This is a genomic window from Sphingomonas molluscorum (assembly GCF_039522995.1).
GTDB classification, from domain to species: Bacteria; Pseudomonadota; Alphaproteobacteria; order Sphingomonadales; family Sphingomonadaceae; genus Sphingomonas; species Sphingomonas molluscorum.
In genome coordinates, this window is sequence record NZ_BAAAEL010000008.1 from 33266 (window position 1) to 53185 (window position 19920).

The 19920-nt window shown below is 67.5% G+C and carries 21 protein-coding genes and 1 tRNA gene; 15 read left to right on the forward strand and 7 right to left on the reverse strand.

Features of this window, described 5'->3' with window-relative positions; genetic code table 11:
* Positions 1–35: 35 nt before the first annotated feature.
* Positions 36–491: a hypothetical protein gene (locus ABDZ92_RS09475; protein ID WP_164521240.1), complete on the forward strand. Its 456-nt coding sequence runs from the start codon at positions 36–38 to the stop codon at positions 489–491.
* A 15-nt stretch (positions 492–506) separates the two neighbouring features.
* Here ABDZ92_RS09475 and mutL read toward each other — a convergent pair whose 3' ends face one another.
* Positions 507–2297, reverse strand: coding sequence for a DNA mismatch repair endonuclease MutL (gene mutL / locus ABDZ92_RS09480; RefSeq protein WP_125960493.1), 1791 nt, complete (start codon positions 2295–2297; stop codon positions 507–509).
* 140 nt (positions 2298–2437) lie between these two features.
* Between mutL and ABDZ92_RS09485 the strand changes: the two genes are divergently transcribed.
* The 9 genes from ABDZ92_RS09485 (at position 2438) to ABDZ92_RS09525 (ending at position 12057) form a co-directional block, all read left to right on the forward strand.
* Positions 2438–3481, forward strand: a complete 1044-nt coding sequence (locus ABDZ92_RS09485; RefSeq protein ID WP_125960494.1) for a rod shape-determining protein — start codon at positions 2438–2440, stop codon at positions 3479–3481.
* Positions 3482–3551: 70 nt separating this feature from the next.
* Entirely contained in the window at positions 3552–4415 is an 864-nt protein-coding gene (locus tag ABDZ92_RS09490) for a rod shape-determining protein MreC (protein WP_272695559.1), read from the forward strand.
* On the forward strand, positions 4412–4924 hold the full coding sequence (mreD, locus tag ABDZ92_RS09495) for a rod shape-determining protein MreD (protein ID WP_125960496.1): 513 nt from the start codon (positions 4412–4414) through the stop codon (positions 4922–4924). The genes ABDZ92_RS09490 and mreD overlap by 4 nt, the downstream gene beginning before the upstream one ends.
* Complete coding sequence (gene mrdA / locus ABDZ92_RS09500; RefSeq protein WP_125960497.1) at positions 4921–6972, forward strand: penicillin-binding protein 2; 2052 nt, start codon at positions 4921–4923, stop codon at positions 6970–6972. The genes mreD and mrdA overlap by 4 nt, the downstream gene beginning before the upstream one ends.
* Positions 6973–6982: 10 nt before the next feature.
* Entirely contained in the window at positions 6983–8116 is a 1134-nt protein-coding gene (gene rodA, locus ABDZ92_RS09505) for a rod shape-determining protein RodA (protein ID WP_125960498.1), read from the forward strand.
* Between the two features lie 107 nt (positions 8117–8223).
* A tRNA-Lys gene (locus tag ABDZ92_RS09510) sits at positions 8224–8299 on the forward strand.
* Positions 8300–8596: 297 nt separating this feature from the next.
* Positions 8597–9607 carry a ferritin-like domain-containing protein gene (locus tag ABDZ92_RS09515; protein WP_125960499.1) on the forward strand — a complete coding sequence of 337 codons (1011 nt, stop codon included), beginning with the start codon at positions 8597–8599 and terminating at the stop codon, positions 9605–9607.
* 25 nt (positions 9608–9632) lie between these two features.
* Positions 9633–10664, forward strand: coding sequence for a ferritin-like domain-containing protein (locus tag ABDZ92_RS09520; RefSeq protein WP_343762583.1), 1032 nt, complete (start codon positions 9633–9635; stop codon positions 10662–10664).
* A 40-nt stretch (positions 10665–10704) separates the two neighbouring features.
* The gene (locus ABDZ92_RS09525) at positions 10705–12057 is read left to right on the forward strand and encodes an Nramp family divalent metal transporter (protein ID WP_125960501.1); all 1353 of its coding nucleotides are present in this window, start codon (positions 10705–10707) and stop codon (positions 12055–12057) included.
* A gap of 14 nt (positions 12058–12071) precedes the next feature.
* On the opposite strand, the gene ABDZ92_RS09530 is transcribed toward ABDZ92_RS09525, so the two are convergent.
* Positions 12072–12527, reverse strand: coding sequence for a DUF1465 family protein (locus ABDZ92_RS09530; protein ID WP_125960502.1), 456 nt, complete (start codon positions 12525–12527; stop codon positions 12072–12074).
* Positions 12528–12608: 81 nt separating this feature from the next.
* Positions 12609–12806 carry a YdcH family protein gene (locus ABDZ92_RS09535; RefSeq protein WP_125960503.1) on the reverse strand — a complete coding sequence of 66 codons (198 nt, stop codon included), beginning with the start codon at positions 12804–12806 and terminating at the stop codon, positions 12609–12611.
* Positions 12807–12958: 152 nt separating this feature from the next.
* Here ABDZ92_RS09535 and ABDZ92_RS09540 point away from each other — a divergent pair, with 152 nt between their 5' ends.
* Entirely contained in the window at positions 12959–13114 is a 156-nt protein-coding gene (locus ABDZ92_RS09540; RefSeq protein ID WP_125960504.1) for a YdcH family protein, read from the forward strand.
* A gap of 105 nt (positions 13115–13219) precedes the next feature.
* On the opposite strand, the gene ABDZ92_RS09545 is transcribed toward ABDZ92_RS09540, so the two are convergent.
* The 4 genes from ABDZ92_RS09545 to ABDZ92_RS09560 form a co-directional block, all read right to left on the reverse strand.
* Positions 13220–13594 (reverse strand): PilZ domain-containing protein, encoded by a 375-nt coding sequence (locus ABDZ92_RS09545; protein ID WP_274611244.1) that lies wholly within the window; start codon positions 13592–13594, stop codon positions 13220–13222.
* A 52-nt stretch (positions 13595–13646) separates the two neighbouring features.
* Positions 13647–14114, reverse strand: a complete 468-nt coding sequence (dksA, locus tag ABDZ92_RS09550; protein WP_125960506.1) for an RNA polymerase-binding protein DksA — start codon at positions 14112–14114, stop codon at positions 13647–13649.
* A 747-nt stretch (positions 14115–14861) separates the two neighbouring features.
* On the reverse strand, positions 14862–15374 hold the full coding sequence (locus tag ABDZ92_RS09555; RefSeq protein WP_206432182.1) for a hypothetical protein: 513 nt from the start codon (positions 15372–15374) through the stop codon (positions 14862–14864).
* A gap of 79 nt (positions 15375–15453) precedes the next feature.
* Complete coding sequence (locus ABDZ92_RS09560; protein WP_125960507.1) at positions 15454–15963, reverse strand: host attachment family protein; 510 nt, start codon at positions 15961–15963, stop codon at positions 15454–15456.
* 113 nt (positions 15964–16076) lie between these two features.
* On the opposite strand from ABDZ92_RS09560, the gene serS reads away from it, so the two are divergent.
* Genes serS through ABDZ92_RS09580 form a run of 4 tightly spaced genes read left to right on the forward strand, consistent with a single transcriptional unit; the run spans position 16077 to position 19874 of the window.
* Positions 16077–17357, forward strand: a complete 1281-nt coding sequence (gene serS, locus ABDZ92_RS09565) for a serine--tRNA ligase (RefSeq protein ID WP_125960508.1) — start codon at positions 16077–16079, stop codon at positions 17355–17357.
* A gap of 41 nt (positions 17358–17398) precedes the next feature.
* Positions 17399–18478, forward strand: coding sequence for a LysM peptidoglycan-binding domain-containing M23 family metallopeptidase (locus tag ABDZ92_RS09570; protein WP_125960509.1), 1080 nt, complete (start codon positions 17399–17401; stop codon positions 18476–18478).
* On the forward strand, positions 18475–19518 hold the full coding sequence (locus tag ABDZ92_RS09575; RefSeq protein WP_125960510.1) for a potassium channel family protein: 1044 nt from the start codon (positions 18475–18477) through the stop codon (positions 19516–19518). Before ABDZ92_RS09570 ends, ABDZ92_RS09575 begins: the two co-directional genes overlap by 4 nt.
* Entirely contained in the window at positions 19518–19874 is a 357-nt protein-coding gene (locus tag ABDZ92_RS09580; RefSeq protein ID WP_125960511.1) for a DMT family protein, read from the forward strand. Before ABDZ92_RS09575 ends, ABDZ92_RS09580 begins: the two co-directional genes overlap by 1 nt.
* Positions 19875–19920: the final 46 nt, after the last annotated feature.

The following is a 19920-nucleotide window of genomic DNA, read 5'->3' on the forward strand; positions in this document are numbered from 1 at the left end:
GGCTGCTCGCCGACAGGGGGCCGTCAACCGTGTGGATGTTGCTATTCGTCGCGCTTCTGCTCGCCATTCCGACCTACGGCTTGTCGTTCCTTCCCGTGGTTGGCGCCCTCGTGCTGAGAACCTGGACGGACAGAGCGCCACAGGGGGGACAGCCTGCACCGGCGGCTCCCGAAGCGCGACGGAGCGCTCAACGCCCGGAACCCAAGCAGTTCGCCGCCGTCCCCTCCTGGGCGAAAGATGCATCGGGCATCGAGCGCTTCAAATCGGACCTGCTGGTCGCGCTCCCCAGCAGGGGTGTGCCCAGCCCCTATGTCTCGGCGATCTTCTCGCGCGAAGAGACGGCGCGTCTTTGCCTCGCCTCCGCGAGAACGGCGGAAGAAAACGGGAGAGACTTCTACCGGCAATGCTTCGCGGCGGCCGACTTCATCGTGCGACAATGGAATAGCCTTCACCCTGCCGAGCAGAAGAAGTTCTGCGATCGCCACTTCTGAACGCCTCTTCCGGGGCTACTTTCTCCCGAACAGCTTTTCCACGTCCGTCATGGACAGCTTCACCCACGTCGGTCGGCCGTGGTTGCACTGGCCGGAATGCGGCGTCACCTCCATTTCGCGAAGCAACGCGTTCATCTCCGCGACCGAGAGCACCCGCCCGGCTCGTACCGATCCGTGACAGGCCATGGTGGCGGCGACATGGTCGATCCGCTCCTTCAGGCTGAACGCCGTGTCGTGCGCGGCCAGCTCGTCGGCGAGGTCGGTGACCAAGCCGGCAATGTCGCTCTTCCCCAGCATCGCCGGGGTCGCGCGGACCAGCATCGCGCGGGGACCGAAGCGCTCCAGCTCCAGCCCGAATTCGGCGAGTTCGGCGCTGCGCTCCTCCAGCCGGTCACAGGCAGGCTCGTCCAGTTCGACCACTTCGGGCAGCAGCAGCGCCTGGGCGGCGACGCCGCCCTGCGCGAGTGCGCGACGCATGCGTTCAAGCACGAGCCGCTCGTGCGCGGCATGCTGGTCGACCAGCACCAATCCATCCTCCGCCTCCGCGACGATGTAGGTCTTGGCCACCTGCCCGCGGGCGACCCCCAGCGGATGCGACACGGTTGCGGGTACCGGCGCCTCCGCGACCTCGGCCCGCGCCTGGAGTGGAGGCGGCGTGAAGAAGCTGGTGCGCGGCTCGTGAAAGCTAGGGGTCGGTACATAGGGTGTCGTCCCCTGCCCGGCCGCCGCTGCGGCGAACAGCGCGCCCTCCGGCATCGCCGGCGCGAGCGGCTCCTGCTGCCACGCCGCGAGCGCATCCGCCTGCGGGCGCTGGACCACGCGGTGCCCGGCAGCGTCCAGGGAGCGCCGCAAGCCGCCCACGATCAGCCCGCGTGCGAGCCCCGGGTCGCGGAAGCGGACCTCGGTCTTGGCCGGGTGGACGTTGACGTCGATCTGGTCCGGCGGCACGTCGAGGAACAGCGCCACCACCGCATGGCGGTCCCGCGCCAGCATCTCGCCATAAGCGCCGCGAACGGCGCCGGCGAGCAGGCGGTCCTTCACGGGCCGGCCGTTGACGAAAAGATACTGGTGGTCGGCGATGCCGCGGTTGAAGGTCGGGAGCCCCGCGACGCCGCCCAGCCGCATCCCATCGCGCACATAGTCGATCGCGACGCTGTTCTCGGCGAGCGCCCGGTCGACCAGCCCGGCCACACGCTCCAGCTGAGTCTCGCCGCCCTGGACCGACAGGGCGCGCCTGCCGTCATGCTCCAGCGAGAAGGCGATGTCCGGCCGCGCCATCGCCAGCCGGCGCACCGCGTCCAGGCAGGCGCCGAACTCGGCGCGCGGCGTGCGCAGGAACTTGCGACGGGCGGGCACCCGCGCGAACAGCCCCTCCACGCGGATGCGGGTACCCGGCGGCACCGCCGCCGGTCCTTCCGCCTCGACCCGGCCGTTGTCGACCGTTCGCATCCAGCCGACGCTGCCGCGGGGGCGGCTTTCCATCGTCAGCCTGGCGACGCTCGCGATCGAGGGCAGCGCCTCGCCGCGGAAGCCCAGCGTCTCCACCGCCTCGATACGCTCGTCGGGCAGCTTGGAGGTCGCATGCCGCTCCAGCGCCAGGGCCATGTCGCTGGGCGACATGCCGCATCCGTCGTCGGTCACTTCGATCAGGTCGATGCCACCGCCCGCGATGCGGACGGCGATCCGCGTGGCGCCGGCGTCGATCGCATTTTCGACCACTTCTTTCAGCGCGCTGGCGGGGCGTTCCACCACTTCACCGGCGGCGATGCGGTTGACGAGATGCTCGGGCAGGCGTCGTATTGACATGGGTGCCGCTCTAGCCCAAGCGGCGCCATCCCGCGACCCGCATCCGCCACGTAAATCGGCCGGAGAGATCCAGTCGATGGGGTCCGGAACAGGTGCGAACTGCCGCGACGGGGGCGACGCGGCGATAGACGGAACAACTGATGGCGCTCTTCTCCCGCTTCTTCAAATTCATGTCGCACGACATGGCGATCGACCTCGGCACCGCGAACACGGTGGTCTATCTGCGCGGTCGCGGTGTCGTGCTGAACGAGCCGTCGGTGGTGGCCGTGGAAACGCTCAACGGCGTCAAGAAGGTGAAGGCGGTCGGCGACGACGCCAAGCTGATGATGGGCAAGACGCCGGGCTCGATCGAGGCGATTCGCCCGCTTCGCGACGGCGTGATCGCCGACATCGATGTCGCCGAGCAGATGATCAAGCACTTCATCGAGAAGGTGCACGGCAAGCGTCGCTTCGTGCGCTGGCCGCAGATCGTGATCTGCGTGCCCTCGGGCTCGACCTCGGTCGAGCGCCGCGCGATCCGCGACGCTGCCTCCAATGCCGGCGCGAGCCAGGTGTTCCTGATCGAGGAGCCGATGGCAGCCGCAATCGGCGCCGACATGCCCGTGACCGAGCCGATCGGCTCGATGGTCGTCGACATCGGCGGCGGCACCACCGAAGTCGCGGTGCTTTCGCTGCGCGGCCTCGCCTATTCCACCTCGGTGCGCGTCGGCGGCGACAAGATGGACGAGGCGATCGTCAGCTACGTCCGCCGCAACCACAACCTGCTGATCGGTGAGGCCACGGCCGAGCGCATCAAGCAGGAAGTCGGCACCGCTAAGCCGCCCGTGGACGGCATCGGCAAGGTGATCCACATCAAGGGTCGTGACCTCGTGAACGGCGTGCCCAAGGAAATCCAGATCAACCAGGGCCAGATCGCCGAGGCACTGGCGGAGCCGGTGAACACCATCGTCGAGGGCGTTCGCATCGCGTTGGAGAACACCGCACCCGAACTGGCCGCCGACATCGTCGACCAAGGCATCGTGCTCACCGGCGGTGGCGCGCTGCTGCATGGGCTGGACGAGGTGCTGCGCGACGAGACCGGGCTCCCCGTTTCGGTTGCGGAAGATCCGCTGACCTGCGTGGCGCTGGGCACCGGCCGTGCGCTCGAGGACGAGATCTACCGGGGCGTTCTGCTCGCCGTCTGATGGGGGGTTGCCGGCCATGGCGCCGCAACGCGACCGGCGTCCGGGCTTCTCGCGCCGGGCGCAATATGGATTGTTCCTGGGCTATGTCGCGGCGGCGGCAGGGGCGCTGATCGCGGCTGCCCTGCTGCTGCTGTCGACGTTCCAACCCGCAGCGTTCGCAGCCGCCCGCGGCGTCGTGCGCGAAGGAACGGCACCCGTTTCGCTGGGGCTGCGCCACGTCCGCGACTTCCTCGCGAGCGGCCCGGCGGCCGTCGCGGAGCATTTTCGGACCGCGAGTGAGAACCGTCGGCTGCGCGCCACGCTGAAGCAGGACGAGACCCTGATCCAGCGCGCGCGCCTGCTGGCGCGGGAGAATGCGCGGCTGCGGCGACTTCTCGAGGTGCGAGAACTGCCGATCCAAGCCGTGGCCACGGCCCGGCTCGTGAGTTCGAGCGCGTCGAGCACGCGGCGCTATGCCGTGCTTGCCGCCGGCTACAGCCAAGGCGTGCGCTCCGGTCAGCCGGTTCGTGGGCCGGAAGGGTTGCTGGGCCGTGTGGTCGAGACCAGCGCCAATACCGCACGCGTGGTTCTGCTGACCGACCCGGACAGCGTCATTCCCGTTCGCCGTACTCGCGACGGGCTGCCCGCGATTGCCAGCGGCCGTGGCGACGGGTTCGTGGACGTGCGGTCGGCGAACATCGCGAACGCGCCGTTCCTCGCGGGGGACATCTTCGTGACGTCGGGGATCGGCGGCATCTATCCGCCCGGGATCCCGGTTGCCCGCGTGCTTCAGAATGCGCGCGACACCGCGACCTCGCGGGTCTTCGCCCAGCCCGACCGCGCGGATTATGCGCTGGTCTTGCAGACCTTCTTGCCGCCGTTGCCGCCGCCCCCCGCCTTTCCGGCTTCGAGCGCATCGACGCCCCCCGCCCCCGCCGCCGACGCCGCTCCATGAGCACGCCCGTGCCGATCGAGCTTGCGGTGCCCGAACCGCCCTATCGCCATTGGCGTCCAGCCGTGGTGATGGTGCTGATCGGATCGCTGATCACCATCGTGCCGATCATCGCGACCATCCCGTTCCTGCCCCCGTTCGGGCTGCTGGCCCTGCTCGCGTGGCGGCTGTTTCGATCGAATGCCCTGCCGGCCTGGGCGGCCGCACCGCTGGGCTTGTTCGACGACCTCGTGAGCGGCCAGCCGCTCGGCAGCGCGATGCTGCTCTGGTCGCTGTGCCTCATCGCCCTCGACGTGCTGGACACCCGCCTCGTCCAGCGCGACTTCTGGCAGGACTGGCTGATCGCAACCGCGGCGGTGGCGCTTTGCCTGGCGCTTGGCCGGGTCTTCGCCGGCATGCTTCCGGCCTATGTGGACGGCCCCTTGCTCATCCAGACGGCTCTTTCCGGGCTGCTCTTTCCCGCGATGACCCGCCTCTGCGCCTGGCAGTATCGCCGGAGCGCCGGCAGGTGAGCCGCCCGTCGCGGGTGGTTACCGAGGCGACCCAGGCCTTCACCTTTTCCCGCCGCGCCTTTGCGCTGGGAGCGATGCAGGGCGGTATGGGCTTGCTGCTCGCCGGGCGGATGGCGTGGCTCGCCGTCGCCGAGAACGAGCACTACGAACTGATGGCGGAAAGCAACCGCGTCAACATGACGCTGGTGCCGCCGCGTCGTGGCTGGATCGTCGACCGCAATGGCGCGCCGATCGCCAACAACCGCACCGACTTCCGCGTCGACATCATCCCGGACCGGCTGGAGGATCCTGCCCGCGTTCTGGGGGTGCTCCGGGATTTGCTCGCGCTGCCCGCCGAAGACATGGAGCGGATCGAAACCGACCTGAAGCGCAGCCGCGGGCTGCAGCCGGTTCAGGTCGCCGAGAACCTGCCGTGGGAGCGCTATGCCGCACTCAGCGTTCGCCTGCCCGACCTCCCGGGGGTCGTTCCGGCACGCGGCTTCTCGCGCAACTACCCGATGGGAGCGGCCGTTGCCCACCTGACGGGCTATGTGGGAGCCGCGTCGGCCGAGCAGTATCAGGAGACCAAGGACCGCCTGCTCATCACACCGGGTTTCAAGCTCGGCAAGGATGGCCTTGAAAAGACGCTGGAAGTTCGGCTCCGCGGGGTGCCGGGAGAAAAGCGGGTGGAGGTCACCGCCCGCGGCGAGCCGGTGCGTGAGCTGGCCACCCGCCCGGACCGCCCCGGACAGACCGTACGCCTGACGATCGATGCCGGGCTGCAGGAATATGCGGCCCGCCGCCTGGGCACCAATTCCGGCGCCGCGGTCGTCATCGACTGCTTGACCGGCGACATCCTGGCGATGGTGTCGATGCCGGCCTATGATCCGAACAGCTTCTCCGACGGCATCGGCCGGCTGGAATGGAAGATGCTGTCGGAAGACGACCACATCCCCTTGATGAACAAGGTGCTCCAGGGGCTGTATCCCCCCGGCTCGACGGTCAAGCCGATGAACGCGCTGGCCCTGCTGCAGGCGGGCGTGCACCCGCAGGAGACAGTGTTTTGTTCGGGCGCGATGCGCGTCGGCACCGGCGTCTTCCACTGTCACAAGCGCGGCGGCCATGGCCCCACCAACATGCGCCGCGCGGTGGCGCAGAGCTGCGACATCTACTTCTACGAGATGGCGCGCCGGTTCGGCTACGACATGTTCGCCAAGGTTGCCCGCTCGCTTGGGCTCGGCCAGACGTTCGACCTCCCGTTTTCCTCCCAGCGCTACGGGACCATGCCGGATTCGGCGTGGAAACTGAAGAAATACGGCAAGCCCTGGACTGTGGCGGATTCGCTCAATGCGTCGATCGGCCAGGGGTATGTGCTCGCCAACCCGCTCCAGCTGGCGGTGATGGCGTCCAGGCTGGCCTCGGGCCGCGCGCTTCAGCCTCGGCTGCTGCTGAACGGCCGCGCTCCCACCGCACCGCTGCTCTCGGCAACGCCCGAGCAGATGGCGATCGTACGGGACTCGATGTTCGCCGTGGTCAACGACGGCGGCACCGGCGGCGCGGCGCGGATGCAGGTGCCGGGCGTCACCATCGCCGGCAAGACGGGCAGCGCGCAGGTGCGCCGCATCACCATGGCAGAGCGCCGCTCCGGCGTGCTCAGCAACGCCCAGCTGCCCTTCAAGCTGCGCGACCACGCGCTGTTCATCTGCTTCTCGTCGGCGGACAACCCGCGCTACGCGGCCGGCATCGTGCTGGAGCACAACGCCCACCTGATCCGGAACCTCGACACGCCGATCATCGCCCGCGACATCTTCACCTATCTCTATGACAAGGAGCGGGCGATGAAGTCGCTGGCGGAGTTCGAGCCGACCTGGGGCGGCGACATCGCCACGCGCATGCGGGCGGAAGCCGCCGCCTTCCAGGCTGCCAACGCCGCTGCGCAGGTGGCGCCCGCCCCCGCGACGGTCGACACGCCGGAGGCGGTCGGCAACGCCGTCGACGCGGCGATCGCCAACCAGGCCGTGCCCGAAGGCGACGTCGCCCAGTCCAACACCAGCCGTAGTCCGGAGTGAAGCGACCCGAATGAAGCGCATCAAGAACTCCGGCACCGGCCTCGGCCTCGTTCCGTCGGCGCTCGCCCAGCTGCCGTGGCGGATGCTCGTGCTGGTGCTGGCGATCGGCGGATTCGGGCTGGTGGTGCTGTTCTCCGCCGCCGGCGGCAGCATCAATCCGTGGGCGCTCCGCCAGGGCATCCGCTTCCTGGTCTTCGTCGCCGCAGCGGTAGTGATCTCGCGCGTCCGCCTCTCGGTGTGGCAGCAAGGCGCGCTTCCCGCCTATGCGGTGATCGTCGTCCTGCTCCTGCTGGTGGAACTGCTGGGGGCGGTGCGCGGCGGGAGTCAGCGATGGCTCGACATCGGCATAATCCGGCTCCAGCCCTCCGAACTCATGAAGCCTGTCATCGTCCTGGCCCTGGCGCGCTTCTACGACCTTCTGCCGCCTTCCGAGATCCGGCGCTTCGGCGCGATCTGGCCTGCGCTCGCGCTGATCGGCGTGCCCGCCGCGCTGGTGATGCTGCAGCCCGACCTCGGAACCGCGCTGATGATCACCGCGGGCGGCCTGACCGTCATGTTCCTCGCAGGGTTACCGCTGCGGCTGTTCATCGGCGGCGCGTTGGCGTTCGTCGTGATCGTGCCCGTGGCGTTCAACTTCCTCCTGCACGACTACCAACGCAACCGGGTGTTGATCTTCCTGGATCCGGAAAGCGACCCGCTGGGGGCCGGCTACCACATCAGCCAGTCCAAGATCGCGATCGGCTCCGGCGGCATCTTCGGCAAGGGTTTCCTTCAAGGCACCCAAAGCCACCTCGACTACCTCCCCGAAGGTCACACCGACTTCGTCTTCGCCACGATGGCCGAGGAATGGGGCCTGATCGGCGGCGTGCTGCTGATCCTGGCATTCTTGCTGGTCATTCGCTGGGGAGTGAACGTGGGCGTGCGCTCGAACACCCGCTTCGCCCGCCTCGCCGCGGCCGGGCTTGCGACCACCATCTTCTTCTATGTGGCGATCAACCTCATGATGGTGATGGGCTTGGCCCCCGTGGTGGGCATTCCCCTGCCGCTCGTCAGCTATGGCGGATCGGCCCAGATGACGGTGCTGCTGTCGCTCGGCATTCTGATGTCGATCGACCGGAGCAACCGCGATCAGCAGCGCTGGTGAAAAAACTTCGCTGCACTGCATTTTTGGGGTTGGCAGGCTTGGGGGACGTTGCTAGTTGGCCGCCTCCAACGCGGCGGGCCTAGCCCACCGCCCTCGCCAAAGGCGACGGACGCATAGCTCAGTTGGTAGAGCAGCTGACTCTTAATCAGCGGGTCCTTGGTTCGAGCCCAAGTGCGTCCACCACCTTCCTCCCTCAGAAACATGACATTCTGACGGCAGGATAGGTGTGCGTGTTGGATAGCGGGAGCTATCCCGCCTGCCCCCTGCCAATCACCACATCGCTGGTCAGCCTTCAGCCTGTAGTGGCTCGCGTTTGGCATGCTGCCGAAAGACAGTTGGTAATCGACGCAATCGCCGGTAACAGCAGCGGTTCGGACACGGACCATCCTTGCCGGATCGGCATGGGCGGAGCGTGCCGTCGGGAGCTGAGCGCGGCAACACCGCAGAACGGCGGACCGACGTGTTCATTGGGAGGCGTTGATGAGCGACGACACGGGGCTGGACGAGGTTCTGGACACGCAGGAGCGGCGCCGCGCCGACCGGCGTGATTTCCTGCGCTATGCGGGCGGCTTCACCGTCGCGGCGGCAGGTGCGGCGCTGGTCAGCGCCTGTGGCGGCGACGACGATGACGACGGCGGCTCGTCGAGCCCAACGCCGACCCCGACGCCCACCCCCACGACCTCTGCGACGAGCGGGATCAGCGATGCCGACATCCTGAACTTCCTGCTCCAGATCGAGTATCTCCAGGCGCAATTCTACGCCCTGGCGACCACCGGCAGCGGGATCGCCAGCACCCTTCTTACCGGTACGGGTACGCAGGGCAGCGTGACGGGTGGCGCGAAAGTCACCTTCAGCGATGAGGTCGTCGGCCAGATGGCGCGGGAGATCGCGCAGGACCAGCTCGCCCATGTCGAGTTCATGCGCAGCGCCCTGGGCACCTCCGCGGTTGCCCAACCTGCCATCGACCTGAGCGTCAGCGCCACCAGTGCCTTCTCGGTGGTTGCCCGTGCGGCCGGCATCATCGGCACCGGCGAGACCTTCAATCCTTATGCCAGCGACGAGAACTTTCTTCTCGCGGCCTTCCTGTTCGAGGATCTGGGGGTCAGCGCCTATCGCGGTGCGGCAACTCTCATCAAGAGCAGCACCCTGCTGCAGGTGGCGAGCGGCATCATGTCGACCGAGGCGTATCACGCCGCCATGGTTCGCACGACGCTCTATACCAAGGGCGCGACCAATCCCGAGTTGATCACGCGCGCCGACGGTCTGTCGAACGCGCGCGACGGCTATGACGGCAGCAGCGACCTGGACCAGGGGATCAGCAACCGTGGCGACGCGAGCAACATCGTGCCGACCAACGACGACGGCCTGGTGCTGGGTCGTTCGTTCAAGCAGACGCTGAACGTCCTCTTCTTGAGCGCGGCGGCAGCAGACAAGGGCGGCTTCTTCCCCAACGGGGTGAACGGCGCCGTCAAGACCAGCGACGCCAACTGACGCACCGACAGGCAGGAAGCTTACCATGGATCAGCAGGAACCCCTCCAGCAGGTGCTCGAAGCCAGCGACAAGCGTCGCGCCGAGCGCCGTGAATTCTTCCGCTATGCAGGCGGCTTCGGCATCGCCGCGGCCGGTGCCGCGGTGCTGTCGGCGTGCGGCGGCAACGATGACGACGACGCGGGTACGGTGACCACTGCGGCCACCCCGACGCCCACGCCGACCGGATCGGCAACCGCAACGCCGACGCCGACGCCGACGGCAACCGAAGCGGACGTGCTCAACTTCGCGCTGAACCTCGAATATCTCGAGGCGCAGTTCTATGCCTTCGCCGCGACCGGTGCGGGCCTGCCGTCGAACCTTCTCTCGGGCGCCGGTACGGCGGGCGAGGCGACGGGTGGACGCCAGGTGAACTTCACCGATCCGCTGGTGGCGCGCTATGCGCGCGAGATCGCAGCGGACGAGCAGGCGCACGTCGCCTTCCTCCGCCGCACGATCGGCACTCCGGTGATCGCGCAGCCGGCAATCGACCTCGGCACGTCCGCCACCAGCGCCTTTGCAAGCGCAGCGGTCGCCGCAGGCCTGATCCAGCAGGGGCAGACGTTCGATCCCTACGCGAACGACGAAAACTTCCTGCTCGCGTCATTCCTGTTCGAGGACGTGGGCGTCACCGCCTATCGCGGCGCCATCCAGTATCTGAGCACCACCAGCTACATCGACGCGACGGCCGGCATCCAGGCGTCGGAAGCCTATCACGCGGGGCTCGTCCGTACCGTTCTCTACCGCAAGGGCGTCAACATGGCGTCGCTGCTGGACGCCACCGACAAGATCTCCAATGCGCGCGACGCGCTCGACGGCGCCGGCAGCGACACGGATCAAGGCGTTCGGCTGGTGAACAATGCGTCGAACATCGTGCCTTCGGACGGAACGGGGATCGCGTTCGCGCGTACCCCAACGCAGGTTCTCAACATCGTCTATCTCGGCAACAAGGTCGCAACCAGCGGCGGCTTTTTCCCGAAGGGTGTGAACGGCCTGCTCAAGTCGAGCGCGGCGCTCTGAGGCTCGCGCGAAACAGCGAATACCGAGGAAGAATGGCAGAATGACCCCACCCCCGGCGAGTTCTTCACCGCTCGCCGGGGGTGCCGCCGCACCCCGGGCACCCAGCCTCCCCGGCGCCAATCGCAGCATCAGCGTGCCTGCAGGCGCCGGCAGCTTCTGGCGGAAACTGGGCGCCTTCGCGGGCCCAGGCTACCTCGTTGCCGTCGGCTATATGGACCCGGGCAATTGGGCGACCGACCTCGCAGGCGGATCGGCCTTTGGCTATACGCTGCTGTCGGTCATCCTGATCTCCAACATCATGGCGATGGTGCTGCAGGCGCTGTCGGCAAAGCTCGGCATCGTGACCGAGCTCGACCTGGCGCAGGCATGCCGCGAACAATATTCCACGCCCGTCCGCTGGATGCTCTGGGTGCTCTGCGAACTGGCGATCATCGCCTGCGATCTCGCCGAGGTGATCGGCACCGCGATCGCGCTCCAGCTCCTGTTCGGCATTCCGCTTGCGCTCGGCGTCTGCCTGACGGCGGTCGACGTCATGCTGATCCTGCTTCTTCAGCAATATGGCTTCCGCAAGCTCGAGGCGTTCATCGTCGCGTTGCTGATCATCATCGCCGGGTGCTTTGCGGTCGAGCTGTTCCTGGCGCAGCCGAGCCTTGCCGGCATCGCTGCCGGGCTGATCCCCAAGCCGGAGATCGTCACGAACCCGGCCATGCTCTATGTCGCCATCGGCATCCTCGGCGCGACGGTGATGCCGCACAATCTCTACCTGCACTCCTCGATCGTGCAGACCCGGCGCTTCGATCGCTCGCTGGAAGGGCGTAAGGAGGCGGTGAAGCTCGCCACCATCGACAGTTCTGTCGCGCTCATGCTGGCGCTTTTCATCAATGGCTCGATCCTGGTGCTCGCCGCCGCGACGTTCCATACCGCCGGGCGAACCGATGTTGCCGAGATTCAGGACGCGTACGCCCTGTTGACACCCATGCTGGGCGCGAGCGTGGCAAGCATCCTGTTCGGCATCGCCCTGCTCGCGTCCGGGCAGAACTCCACGCTGACGGGCACGCTCGCCGGCCAGATCGTCATGGAAGGCTTCCTGGACCTGCGAATGCCGGTGTGGATGCGGCGCATGATCACCCGGCTGATCGCGATCGTGCCGGCGGCCGTGGTTGCGACCTGGTTTGGCGCGAGCGGCACGGCACAGCTGCTGCTGGCGAGCCAGGTGGTGCTCAGCCTTCAGCTTCCGTTCGCCGTCTATCCGCTGGTGCAGATCACGAGCGACCGGCGGCGCATGGGCAGCTTCGTCAACGGCCCGGTCATGAAGATTGCGGCGTGGACAATTTGTGCCGCAGTCATCACGCTGAATTGCGTGCTGCTGGGGCAAGTTGCCGGGCTGCTGTAGCCCCGGGGCCTCGATCAGAAGCTGGCGGAGAGCCTGGCGAGCATGACGCGCGCCGGGCTGGCAGCATCCGCTCCTTGAGCGGCATCCAGCCGCTCTACCCGCCGGTAAAGGTCGATGCTGGCCTCGATCAGCACACGGGCCGGCTCCGGAAGCAGCGCGAGCACATCCTCGGCAGTCTCCGGCGCGATCCCGAGCGCGCGGCTGCTCGTCAGAACGGGTCGTGCCTCCACTTCTCCGGTCTCCCGAGCCCGCTGGGTCAGCAGCCAGGAGGTCACGTGCATCAGCCGCGTCGTCAGCTTCAGCGATTCGCAGGAGAAGGCGACCCGAGCGATCGGATCCAATCGCCCGCGGTCGCGCTTGCCGGCCAGGTCGAAATAGGCCCGCGCTTCGTCGGCGAGCAGCATCGCCTCGACGTGGAGCGGCCCGATCAGCCGGTGATGCAGCGCAGGAGGCGGAGCGAAGCGATCCATGGCCCGTGGAGATGCCACAGCTGGTTGCAGTGCGATATGATCAAGAACAAGGATGCGGTCCCGTTCTGGAACGCGCCCGCGTCAGGCGATGATGTCGGGGATCAGCTGGTCTTCCAGGGCCGCGATCTCGTCGCGCAGGCGCAGCTTGCGCCGCTTGAGCCGGGCGATCTGCAACTGGTTGGGATTTGCCTGCACCACCAACGCAGCGATCGCATCATCCAGGTCGCGATGCTCCACGCGCAGGTGCTCCAGCTGGGTCGTGATCTCGGGCTCGTGCATCCGCTAACCATTGCCTGTGTCGAAGAAGGGTGCAACGCTCCGTCTGCACTTTCCGCACGGCGCGTCGAAAGCGCACGGCGAGTGCGGAGACAAGCGGAGAATCGCGTGTTCTAATGCTCCTCCCCCAACCCCAACAGCAGAGGATTGCATCCATGCAGACTGGCCATCTCGCCGCGCTTGAGGCGAAGCACGCACTGCTCGACAGCCAGATCCTGGCCGAGTCGCGACGCCCGTCCCCGGATCAGGAGACGCTCGCCACGCTCAAGAAGCGCAAGTTGCAGATCAAGCAAGAGATGACGGCGCAGTGATGCCTGCGGGCGCGGGTCGAAAGATCCGCGCCTCACGCTCCCCCGCATCCTCCTGCGCCCACGAGGCGCGCACGGAACGCGGGCGACCTCACCAAAGCTGCAGGGTCAAAGCGGCCGCTTGAGCGGTTGTGCTTCTGGCTTGCGAACGGTGACGGGCTTGCGTGCAGCCTTCGGGTCGATCTCCTCGACAAAGGCGACACCAATGCGCCCTTCGGTGGACCAGGCCACCGTCCCGCGCACTAAGCCCACGCCCCGCAGGTCGATCTCCACTTCGGCTCCTACGGGCAGCACCGGCCCGTGCTCCGCCATCAGTCCGCCTGCCGAGAGGTTTCTGATCCGCACCGGCACCGGATCGCCGCGCCCCACCCGCCGCAGCGTGGCAGTGAGCAGGAGGCTGTCGCGATCCTGGGCGCGCTTGTGCTGGCCGTCGGGGGAAATATCCTCGCTGATCCTATCTACTCCGAACGCGTGCTTCGGCAGACCTCAACCAGCAACTCCTTACCCAAAAGTTAACGGTGCGGCGGTGTGAGGGCTACTCCTCGCGAGAGATCTTCTCCTGCCGCTCGTGCCGCTCCTGCGCCTCGACAGTCATGGTGGCGATCGGCCGCGCCTCCAGCCGGCCCAACGAGATCGGCTCTCCCGTCACTTCGCAATAGCCATATTCGCCATCTTCGATGCGGCGAAGGGCCGCGTCGATCTTTGCGATCAGCTTGCGCTGGCGATCGCGGGTGCGCAGTTCGATCGACCAGTCGGTTTCGCTCGATGCACGGTCCGTCAGGTCCGCTTCGCGAAGCGAGTCCACCTGCAACTGCGAAAGCGTGCCCTGTGCCTCGCGGTGGATCGCTTCCTTCCACGCGAGCAGCTTCTGTCGAAAATATGCCTGCTGCCGCAGATTCATGAACGGCTCGTCCGAACTTGGACGATAGCCATCGGCGACCTGGTCGTTGGCCGCAACGGGCGGTGTGTCAGATTGCCCGGTCAAATCAAATACACTTGCCATCCCCACTCTCCACCCCGGTCTCCCGCCCGAACGTACTGGCGGGGGAACCGCCTGTGCCTGGCGCGCCTATACTGACAAGCACAAGCCATCACAAGCGCCACAAAACCGCAGGAACACTAGCTTTTATCCCGATCGACTTCGGGGAAATTCTGGATTCCGCCAATCAAAACTTGGAAGGGTGCAGATGTTCGGCCGCCTGAACACTTCCGCGCCCGTACCATAACGACACAGGCGCCCGGACGGCGCCGAGAAGGCTGTAAACGCACGCCACTATATGGTTATAGATGCGTTAATGGTCTCTCGCTCCGCACGGTGCGCCGGACCCGGTGCGTGCGAGCGTAGCGCGGCCGTCATCCGACGGCTGCGACTCCTGCCAAAGATGAAGAGTGGCACTATGTCGGTTCGTATGGCCTTGGCGAAACTCTGTGCATGCGCCTGTGGGGGCGCATTGGTCGGAGGCGGCGCCGTACACGTGGCCGAGAATCCGACCAGCTACGGCATCACCAAACGCATCGTCCCGAAGAAGCGAGTCGCGCGTCAGGAGACTCCCCCCCCCACCAAGCGACTGCTTCGCAACCCGGAAGTGGCGACCGCCGCCTGTCCGCCGCCCGTGGTGACGGTCGCCGGGGCGCCGGAGCCGTCGGTCCCGCCCCCCGTCTATGTGGGTTCGAGCGGCGAGGTGCCGATCGCGCCGAGCGGCGGGAGCAGCGGTCCTGTGGTCGTCGGCGGCACGGGCGGCGGTGGCTTCTACGGCGGCGGCGGCTTCTTCGGCGGCGGTGGCTTCGTCGGCGGCACCGGCGGATCAAGCGGCATCGTCATCTCCTCGACCACGAGTTCCAGTTCGAGCGGGGGCTCGACGTCGAGTGGAGGATCCTCAACCTCGACAGGGGGATCCTCCACTTCGACTGGCGGCTCGTCCACGTCTACGGGGGGCTCCTCGACCTCCACCGGTGGCTCATCCACCTCGACGTCGACCGGAGGCTCCTCGACCTCGACGGGCGGGTCCTCGACATCGACCTCCACCGGCGGATCGTCGACCTCCACCAGCAGCGGCGGATCCTCGACGTCCACCTCGTCCTCGACCTCGAGCTCCTCCTCGACGTCGAGTTCGACATCGACCAGTTCCGGCAGCTCGCATGGCCACCCGCCCGGTCCGCCAGGACCTCCGGGACCGCCCGCGCCGGTGCCCGCACCGCCGATGCTGCTGCTGTTCGGCGGTGCCGCCGCGGCGCTGGTCGCCCGCCGCCGCTTCGCCCGCAAGTCGCAGGCGGAAACCTCCGCATAGAAAAGGCCGCGCGATCGCCTCGCGCGGCCCTTCCTCTTTCGGCGCTCGTGCGCGTCAGGCGTCGAGCAGGAGGCGCTCGATCTGATCCACCGGATGCCCGGTCAGGTCCTTGTCCAGTTCCCCGATCAGGCGGGTGCTGACTTCCTTGTGGTAATGCTTGCGCAGTTCGCCGAGCGTCTTGGGCGGCGCGACGATGATCAGCTTGTCGAACTCGTTGCTGAGCGCGCGCTTGCGCAGCATCTCTGCGGTCTCTGCGGCAAATCGATCCTCCTCCAGCTGGTGGAAGTCGGTTTCCTCGAAGGTCCCGCGCGAAGGTGCAAATTGGGCACCGCCACCCTGGGCATGCATCGAGCCGTTGCGGGCCACCGAAGGGGCGCCGGGGCCGGACTGGGTGGAAGACGCGGTTCCGGACGCATCCCGCTTCTGGTCGCTGTCCTTGGGGTTGGGATGGATTTCCTTGGCCTCGACCTGCAGGTTCGGCTGCACCGCGTCACCCTCGTTGCGCAGGAACAGCATCTTGCGGCCGTCGGCGACAAGCACGAAGGCGTCGTGGGGGATCTGCATGGAAGGGTCTCCTCTCGTTCCAGTTGCCAGCCCAACGCATCGTTCGCCGTACAGGTTTCCGCGGTTTGTCTTGCGGCTTGCACGGCGCGGAACGCCCGGCCATAGCCGCGGCCATGCACGACATTCGTTTGATCCGCGACGATCCCGCAGCTTTTGACGCAGCGCTCGCCCGCCGTAGCCTGCCAGCCGTATCTGCCGAGCTCGTTGCCCTGGATGAGCGCCGTCGCGCGCTGGTGACCGAGCTGCAGCAAGGACAGGCCCGCCGCAACGAAGCGTCCAAGGCGATCGGCGCTGCGAAGGCAAAGCGCGACGAGGAGACCGCCGCTGCCCTGATGGCGGAGGTGGCGCTTCTCAAGGAAAGGCTGCCCGCCCTGGAGGCGGAGGAGCGCACGGTCGGCGAGGACCTCACCGCCCGGCTGGCGTCCATCCCCAACCTTCCCCTGGCCGACGTACCGGAAGGTGCCGACGAAGACGACAACGCCCTGGTGCACGAGCGCGGTCAGCGCCCGAGCTTCGACTTCACCGTCCGGGAGCACGACGCGATTGGCCCCGCAATCGGCCTCGACTTCGAAACCGGCGCGGCGCTGTCCGGGGCCCGCTTCACGCTGATTCGCGGCGGCGCCGCACGGCTGCACCGTGCGCTCGGCCAGTTCATGCTCGACACGCTTTCCGATGCGCACGGCTTCGAACAGGTCGTGCCGCCGCTGTTGGTTCGGGACGAGGCGTTGTTCGGAACCGGGCAGCTGCCCAAGTTCGCCGAGGACTTGTTCCGCACCACCGACGGGCGCTGGCTGATCCCGACCGCCGAGGTGAGCCTCACCAACATCGTCGCCGGCAAGATCCTGAGCGAGACGGAGCTGCCGCTGCGCTTCACTGCGCTTACGGCCTGCTTTCGCTCCGAAGCGGGTGCGGCGGGTCGCGACACGCGCGGCTTCATCCGCCAGCACCAGTTCGAAAAGGCGGAGATGGTCTCCATCACGACGCCCGAGCAGTCGGAGGCGGAGCATGAGCGCATGACCGCTGCGGCAGAAGACATCCTCACCCGCCTGGGCCTGCCGTTCCGGCGCATGAAGCTGTGCACCGGCGACATGGGCTTCTCGGCCGCGCGCACCTATGATCTGGAGGTGTGGCTGCCCGGCCAGGATCGCTATCGGGAAATCTCGAGCTGCTCCACCTGCACCGATTTCCAGGCGCGCCGGATGAACGCGCGCTTCCGGCCCGAGGGTGAAAAGGCGACGCGCTTCGTCCACACGCTCAACGGCTCCGGCCTGGCCGTGGGGCGCACGCTCGTGGCAGTGCTGGAGAATTACCAGCGCGGCGACGGCAGCGTCGGCGTGCCGGACGTGCTGCAGCCCTATCTGGGCGGACTGGAGACGCTCGCGCCGACGCGCTGAAAACCGGTTTGGCGGCCAGGCAAGGGATCGAGGGGGAACGCATGATCGGCCAACGCGCTTGCTGCCGCGCCCTGCCCTTGCTGGCACTGGGGCTGCTGAGTGCCTGCATTCCCGGCGGCCGGCCGCAGCAGATCCCGTCCAGGACGGTGGCGGGGCCGCCGGACGACCGGACGGGCAGCGCGCAGCCGCAGGCGGAAGGCGTCACTGCGCCGCCGACCGCGCCGCCCGCGTGGGAGGTCAACCGCGTCGTGGCGGACGCCCGGACCGTCGCCCAGGACGTCCACACCGTGACCCGCGGAGAAACGCTGCGCGCGATCGCGAACAAGACGGGCGCGGGATCGGAAGCGATCGCGCGCGCCAACGGTCTCGCCCCGCCCTTCACCATCTATCCGGGGCAGAAGCTCACCATTCCGGGCGGCCGCTACCATCTGGTGCGAGAGGGGCAGACCGGCATCGCCATTGCCCGCGCCTATGGCGTGCCCTGGTCGAAGATCGTCTCCGCCAACGGCCTGGAGGACCCCTATATCCTCCGCACCGGACAGCGGATCCTGATCCCCGGCGCCGCGGCGACTGCCGGCATGAGCGTCGCCGAACGGGCCGCTGCCTTCCGCCTCGACATCGACGACATTCTGACCGGCGGCGAACCGGCGATCGAGCCGGAGGACAAGCCCGCCCGAGCCACCGCTTCGCCCGCGCGCGTGCTGCCCCCCAGTGCAGCGGTGGCCCCGCCCGCGCGCCTGGCGGGCCAGTTCCAGTGGCCCGCCAGCGGCACCGTCGTGAAGCGGTTCGGCGCGGGCGAAAGCGGTGAACGCAACGACGGCATCAAGATCGCGGTGCCGCTCGGCACGCCGGTGCTCGCGGCGGCGGACGGCGTCGTCGCCTATGCCGGCAGCGGCGTTCCGGGTCTTGGCGGCGTCGTCATCCTCCGGCACGGTGACCGCTACACCAGCGTCTATGGGCATGCGAAGGAGTTGCTCGTGCAGCGTGGGCAGTCGGTCAAACGCGGCCAGCAGATCGCGGTTTCGGGCGAGACCGGCTATGCCGCCCGGCCGCAATTGCACTTCGAGATCCGCCAGGGCCGCGCGCCCGTCGACCCGCTGTCGAAGCTGCCCGCGCGGTGAGCCGGCGCGAACCCTCCCACCGAACGCTCAGGCGAGCGTCCCAGACGCCGGTCTGGGCCCAGATCGCCTGGCGGGTGGTGGCGGTTCTCTCGCTGCTCGCGCTCGCCATCAGCGTTCACTGGTTCGACCGCACCGGGCTGCGGGACAATTACGACGGCGAGGTCAGCTTCCTCGACGTCATCTACTTCACGATGATCTCGATCACGACGACGGGATATGGGGATATCGCGCCGGTGTCCGAGCGCGCCCGCCTGTTCGACGCGTTGATCGTCACTCCGATCCGGGTGTTCGTGGTGCTGCTGTTCATCGGCACCACCTATCAATTCGTGCTTCGACGTACTTGGGACCGATGGCTGATGGCGCGCATCCAAAAGAATCTGGAAGACCATGTGATCGTCGCGGGCTTCGGCAAGACCGGTTCCGAGGCGGTCGCCGAACTGATCGCGCGGGGCGAGATCCCGCAGCGGATCGTCGTCGTGGACCGCGATCAGGACAACCTTGCCGCGGCCGAGGCATTTGGCTGCACCGTTCTCCAGGCGGATGCAACGCGCGACACGGTCTTGCAGGACGTGCGCGTCGCCAATGCCCGGACGATCATAGTTGCGGCCGGGCGGGACGATACCTCCATCCTGATCACGCTCACCGCGCGCCATCTGGCGCCGACGGTGCCGATCAGCATCATCGTCAAGGCAGAGGACAACGAACTGCCGGCGCGGGCAGCGGGCGCCACGACCGTGATCAACCCGATCAGCTTTGCCGGGTTGCTGCTGGCGGGGTCCTGCCGCGGACCGCATATGGCGGACTACATCAACGATCTCGCCTCGATCGGCGGCCCGGTCGCCTTGTCGGAGCGCCCCGTCCGGCCGGAGGAGATCGGAAAGCCGCTCTCGGCGATCACACCCGGCCTTGGCGTACGCGTCTATCGCGGCGACCGCTTCTTCAGCTTCGCCGAATCCGAGGCGGCATCGCTCCAGGCGGGAGACCTGATCGTGGAAATCGTCCCGAACCGGAAAACGGCCTCTGGGCCGACGCTGCCCTGATGCCGGAGGGCGCGACCCGCCTGCTGCCGATCCTGCTGCTGGTCTGCTCCAACCTGTTCATGACCTTCGCTTGGTACGGGCATCTGAAGGTCCGCAGCGCGCCGATGCTGCTAATCATCCTCGGCAGCTGGGGCATCGCGTTCTTCGAATATTGCCTGGCCGTGCCCGCCAATCGCATCGGCGCGCAGGTCTATTCGGCCGCGCAGCTCAAGGCGATGCAGGAGGTGATCACACTGGCGATCTTCTGCGCCTTTTCCGTGCTCTACCTGGAGCAGAAGATCACCGTGAACCACCTGATCGGCTTCGCGCTGATCGCGCTGGGCGCGTGGTTCGTGTTTCGCGCGCCGACGGGTTGAGCGCCGGCAAACCCCTCCTGCCCCTATCTTTTTCGCACGAAATCAC

Coding starts and splice junctions, on each gene's coding strand:
- ABDZ92_RS09475 (WP_164521240.1), top strand. CDS start 36: ATGTTGCTATTCGTCGCGCTTCTGCTCGCCATTCCGACCTACGGCTTG.
- mutL (WP_125960493.1), bottom strand. CDS start 2,297: ATGTCAATACGACGCCTGCCCGAGCATCTCGTCAACCGCATCGCCGCC.
- ABDZ92_RS09485 (WP_125960494.1), top strand. CDS start 2,438: ATGGCGCTCTTCTCCCGCTTCTTCAAATTCATGTCGCACGACATGGCG.
- mreD (WP_125960496.1), top strand. CDS start 4,412: ATGAGCACGCCCGTGCCGATCGAGCTTGCGGTGCCCGAACCGCCCTAT.
- rodA (WP_125960498.1), top strand. CDS start 6,983: ATGAAGCGCATCAAGAACTCCGGCACCGGCCTCGGCCTCGTTCCGTCG.
- ABDZ92_RS09515 (WP_125960499.1), top strand. CDS start 8,597: ATGAGCGACGACACGGGGCTGGACGAGGTTCTGGACACGCAGGAGCGG.
- ABDZ92_RS09520 (WP_343762583.1), top strand. CDS start 9,633: ATGGATCAGCAGGAACCCCTCCAGCAGGTGCTCGAAGCCAGCGACAAG.
- ABDZ92_RS09525 (WP_125960501.1), top strand. CDS start 10,705: ATGACCCCACCCCCGGCGAGTTCTTCACCGCTCGCCGGGGGTGCCGCC.
- ABDZ92_RS09530 (WP_125960502.1), bottom strand. CDS start 12,527: ATGGATCGCTTCGCTCCGCCTCCTGCGCTGCATCACCGGCTGATCGGG.
- ABDZ92_RS09535 (WP_125960503.1), bottom strand. CDS start 12,806: ATGCACGAGCCCGAGATCACGACCCAGCTGGAGCACCTGCGCGTGGAG.
- ABDZ92_RS09540 (WP_125960504.1), top strand. CDS start 12,959: ATGCAGACTGGCCATCTCGCCGCGCTTGAGGCGAAGCACGCACTGCTC.
- dksA (WP_125960506.1), bottom strand. CDS start 14,114: ATGGCAAGTGTATTTGATTTGACCGGGCAATCTGACACACCGCCCGTT.
- ABDZ92_RS09560 (WP_125960507.1), bottom strand. CDS start 15,963: ATGCAGATCCCCCACGACGCCTTCGTGCTTGTCGCCGACGGCCGCAAG.
- serS (WP_125960508.1), top strand. CDS start 16,077: ATGCACGACATTCGTTTGATCCGCGACGATCCCGCAGCTTTTGACGCA.
- ABDZ92_RS09570 (WP_125960509.1), top strand. CDS start 17,399: ATGATCGGCCAACGCGCTTGCTGCCGCGCCCTGCCCTTGCTGGCACTG.
- ABDZ92_RS09580 (WP_125960511.1), top strand. CDS start 19,518: ATGCCGGAGGGCGCGACCCGCCTGCTGCCGATCCTGCTGCTGGTCTGC.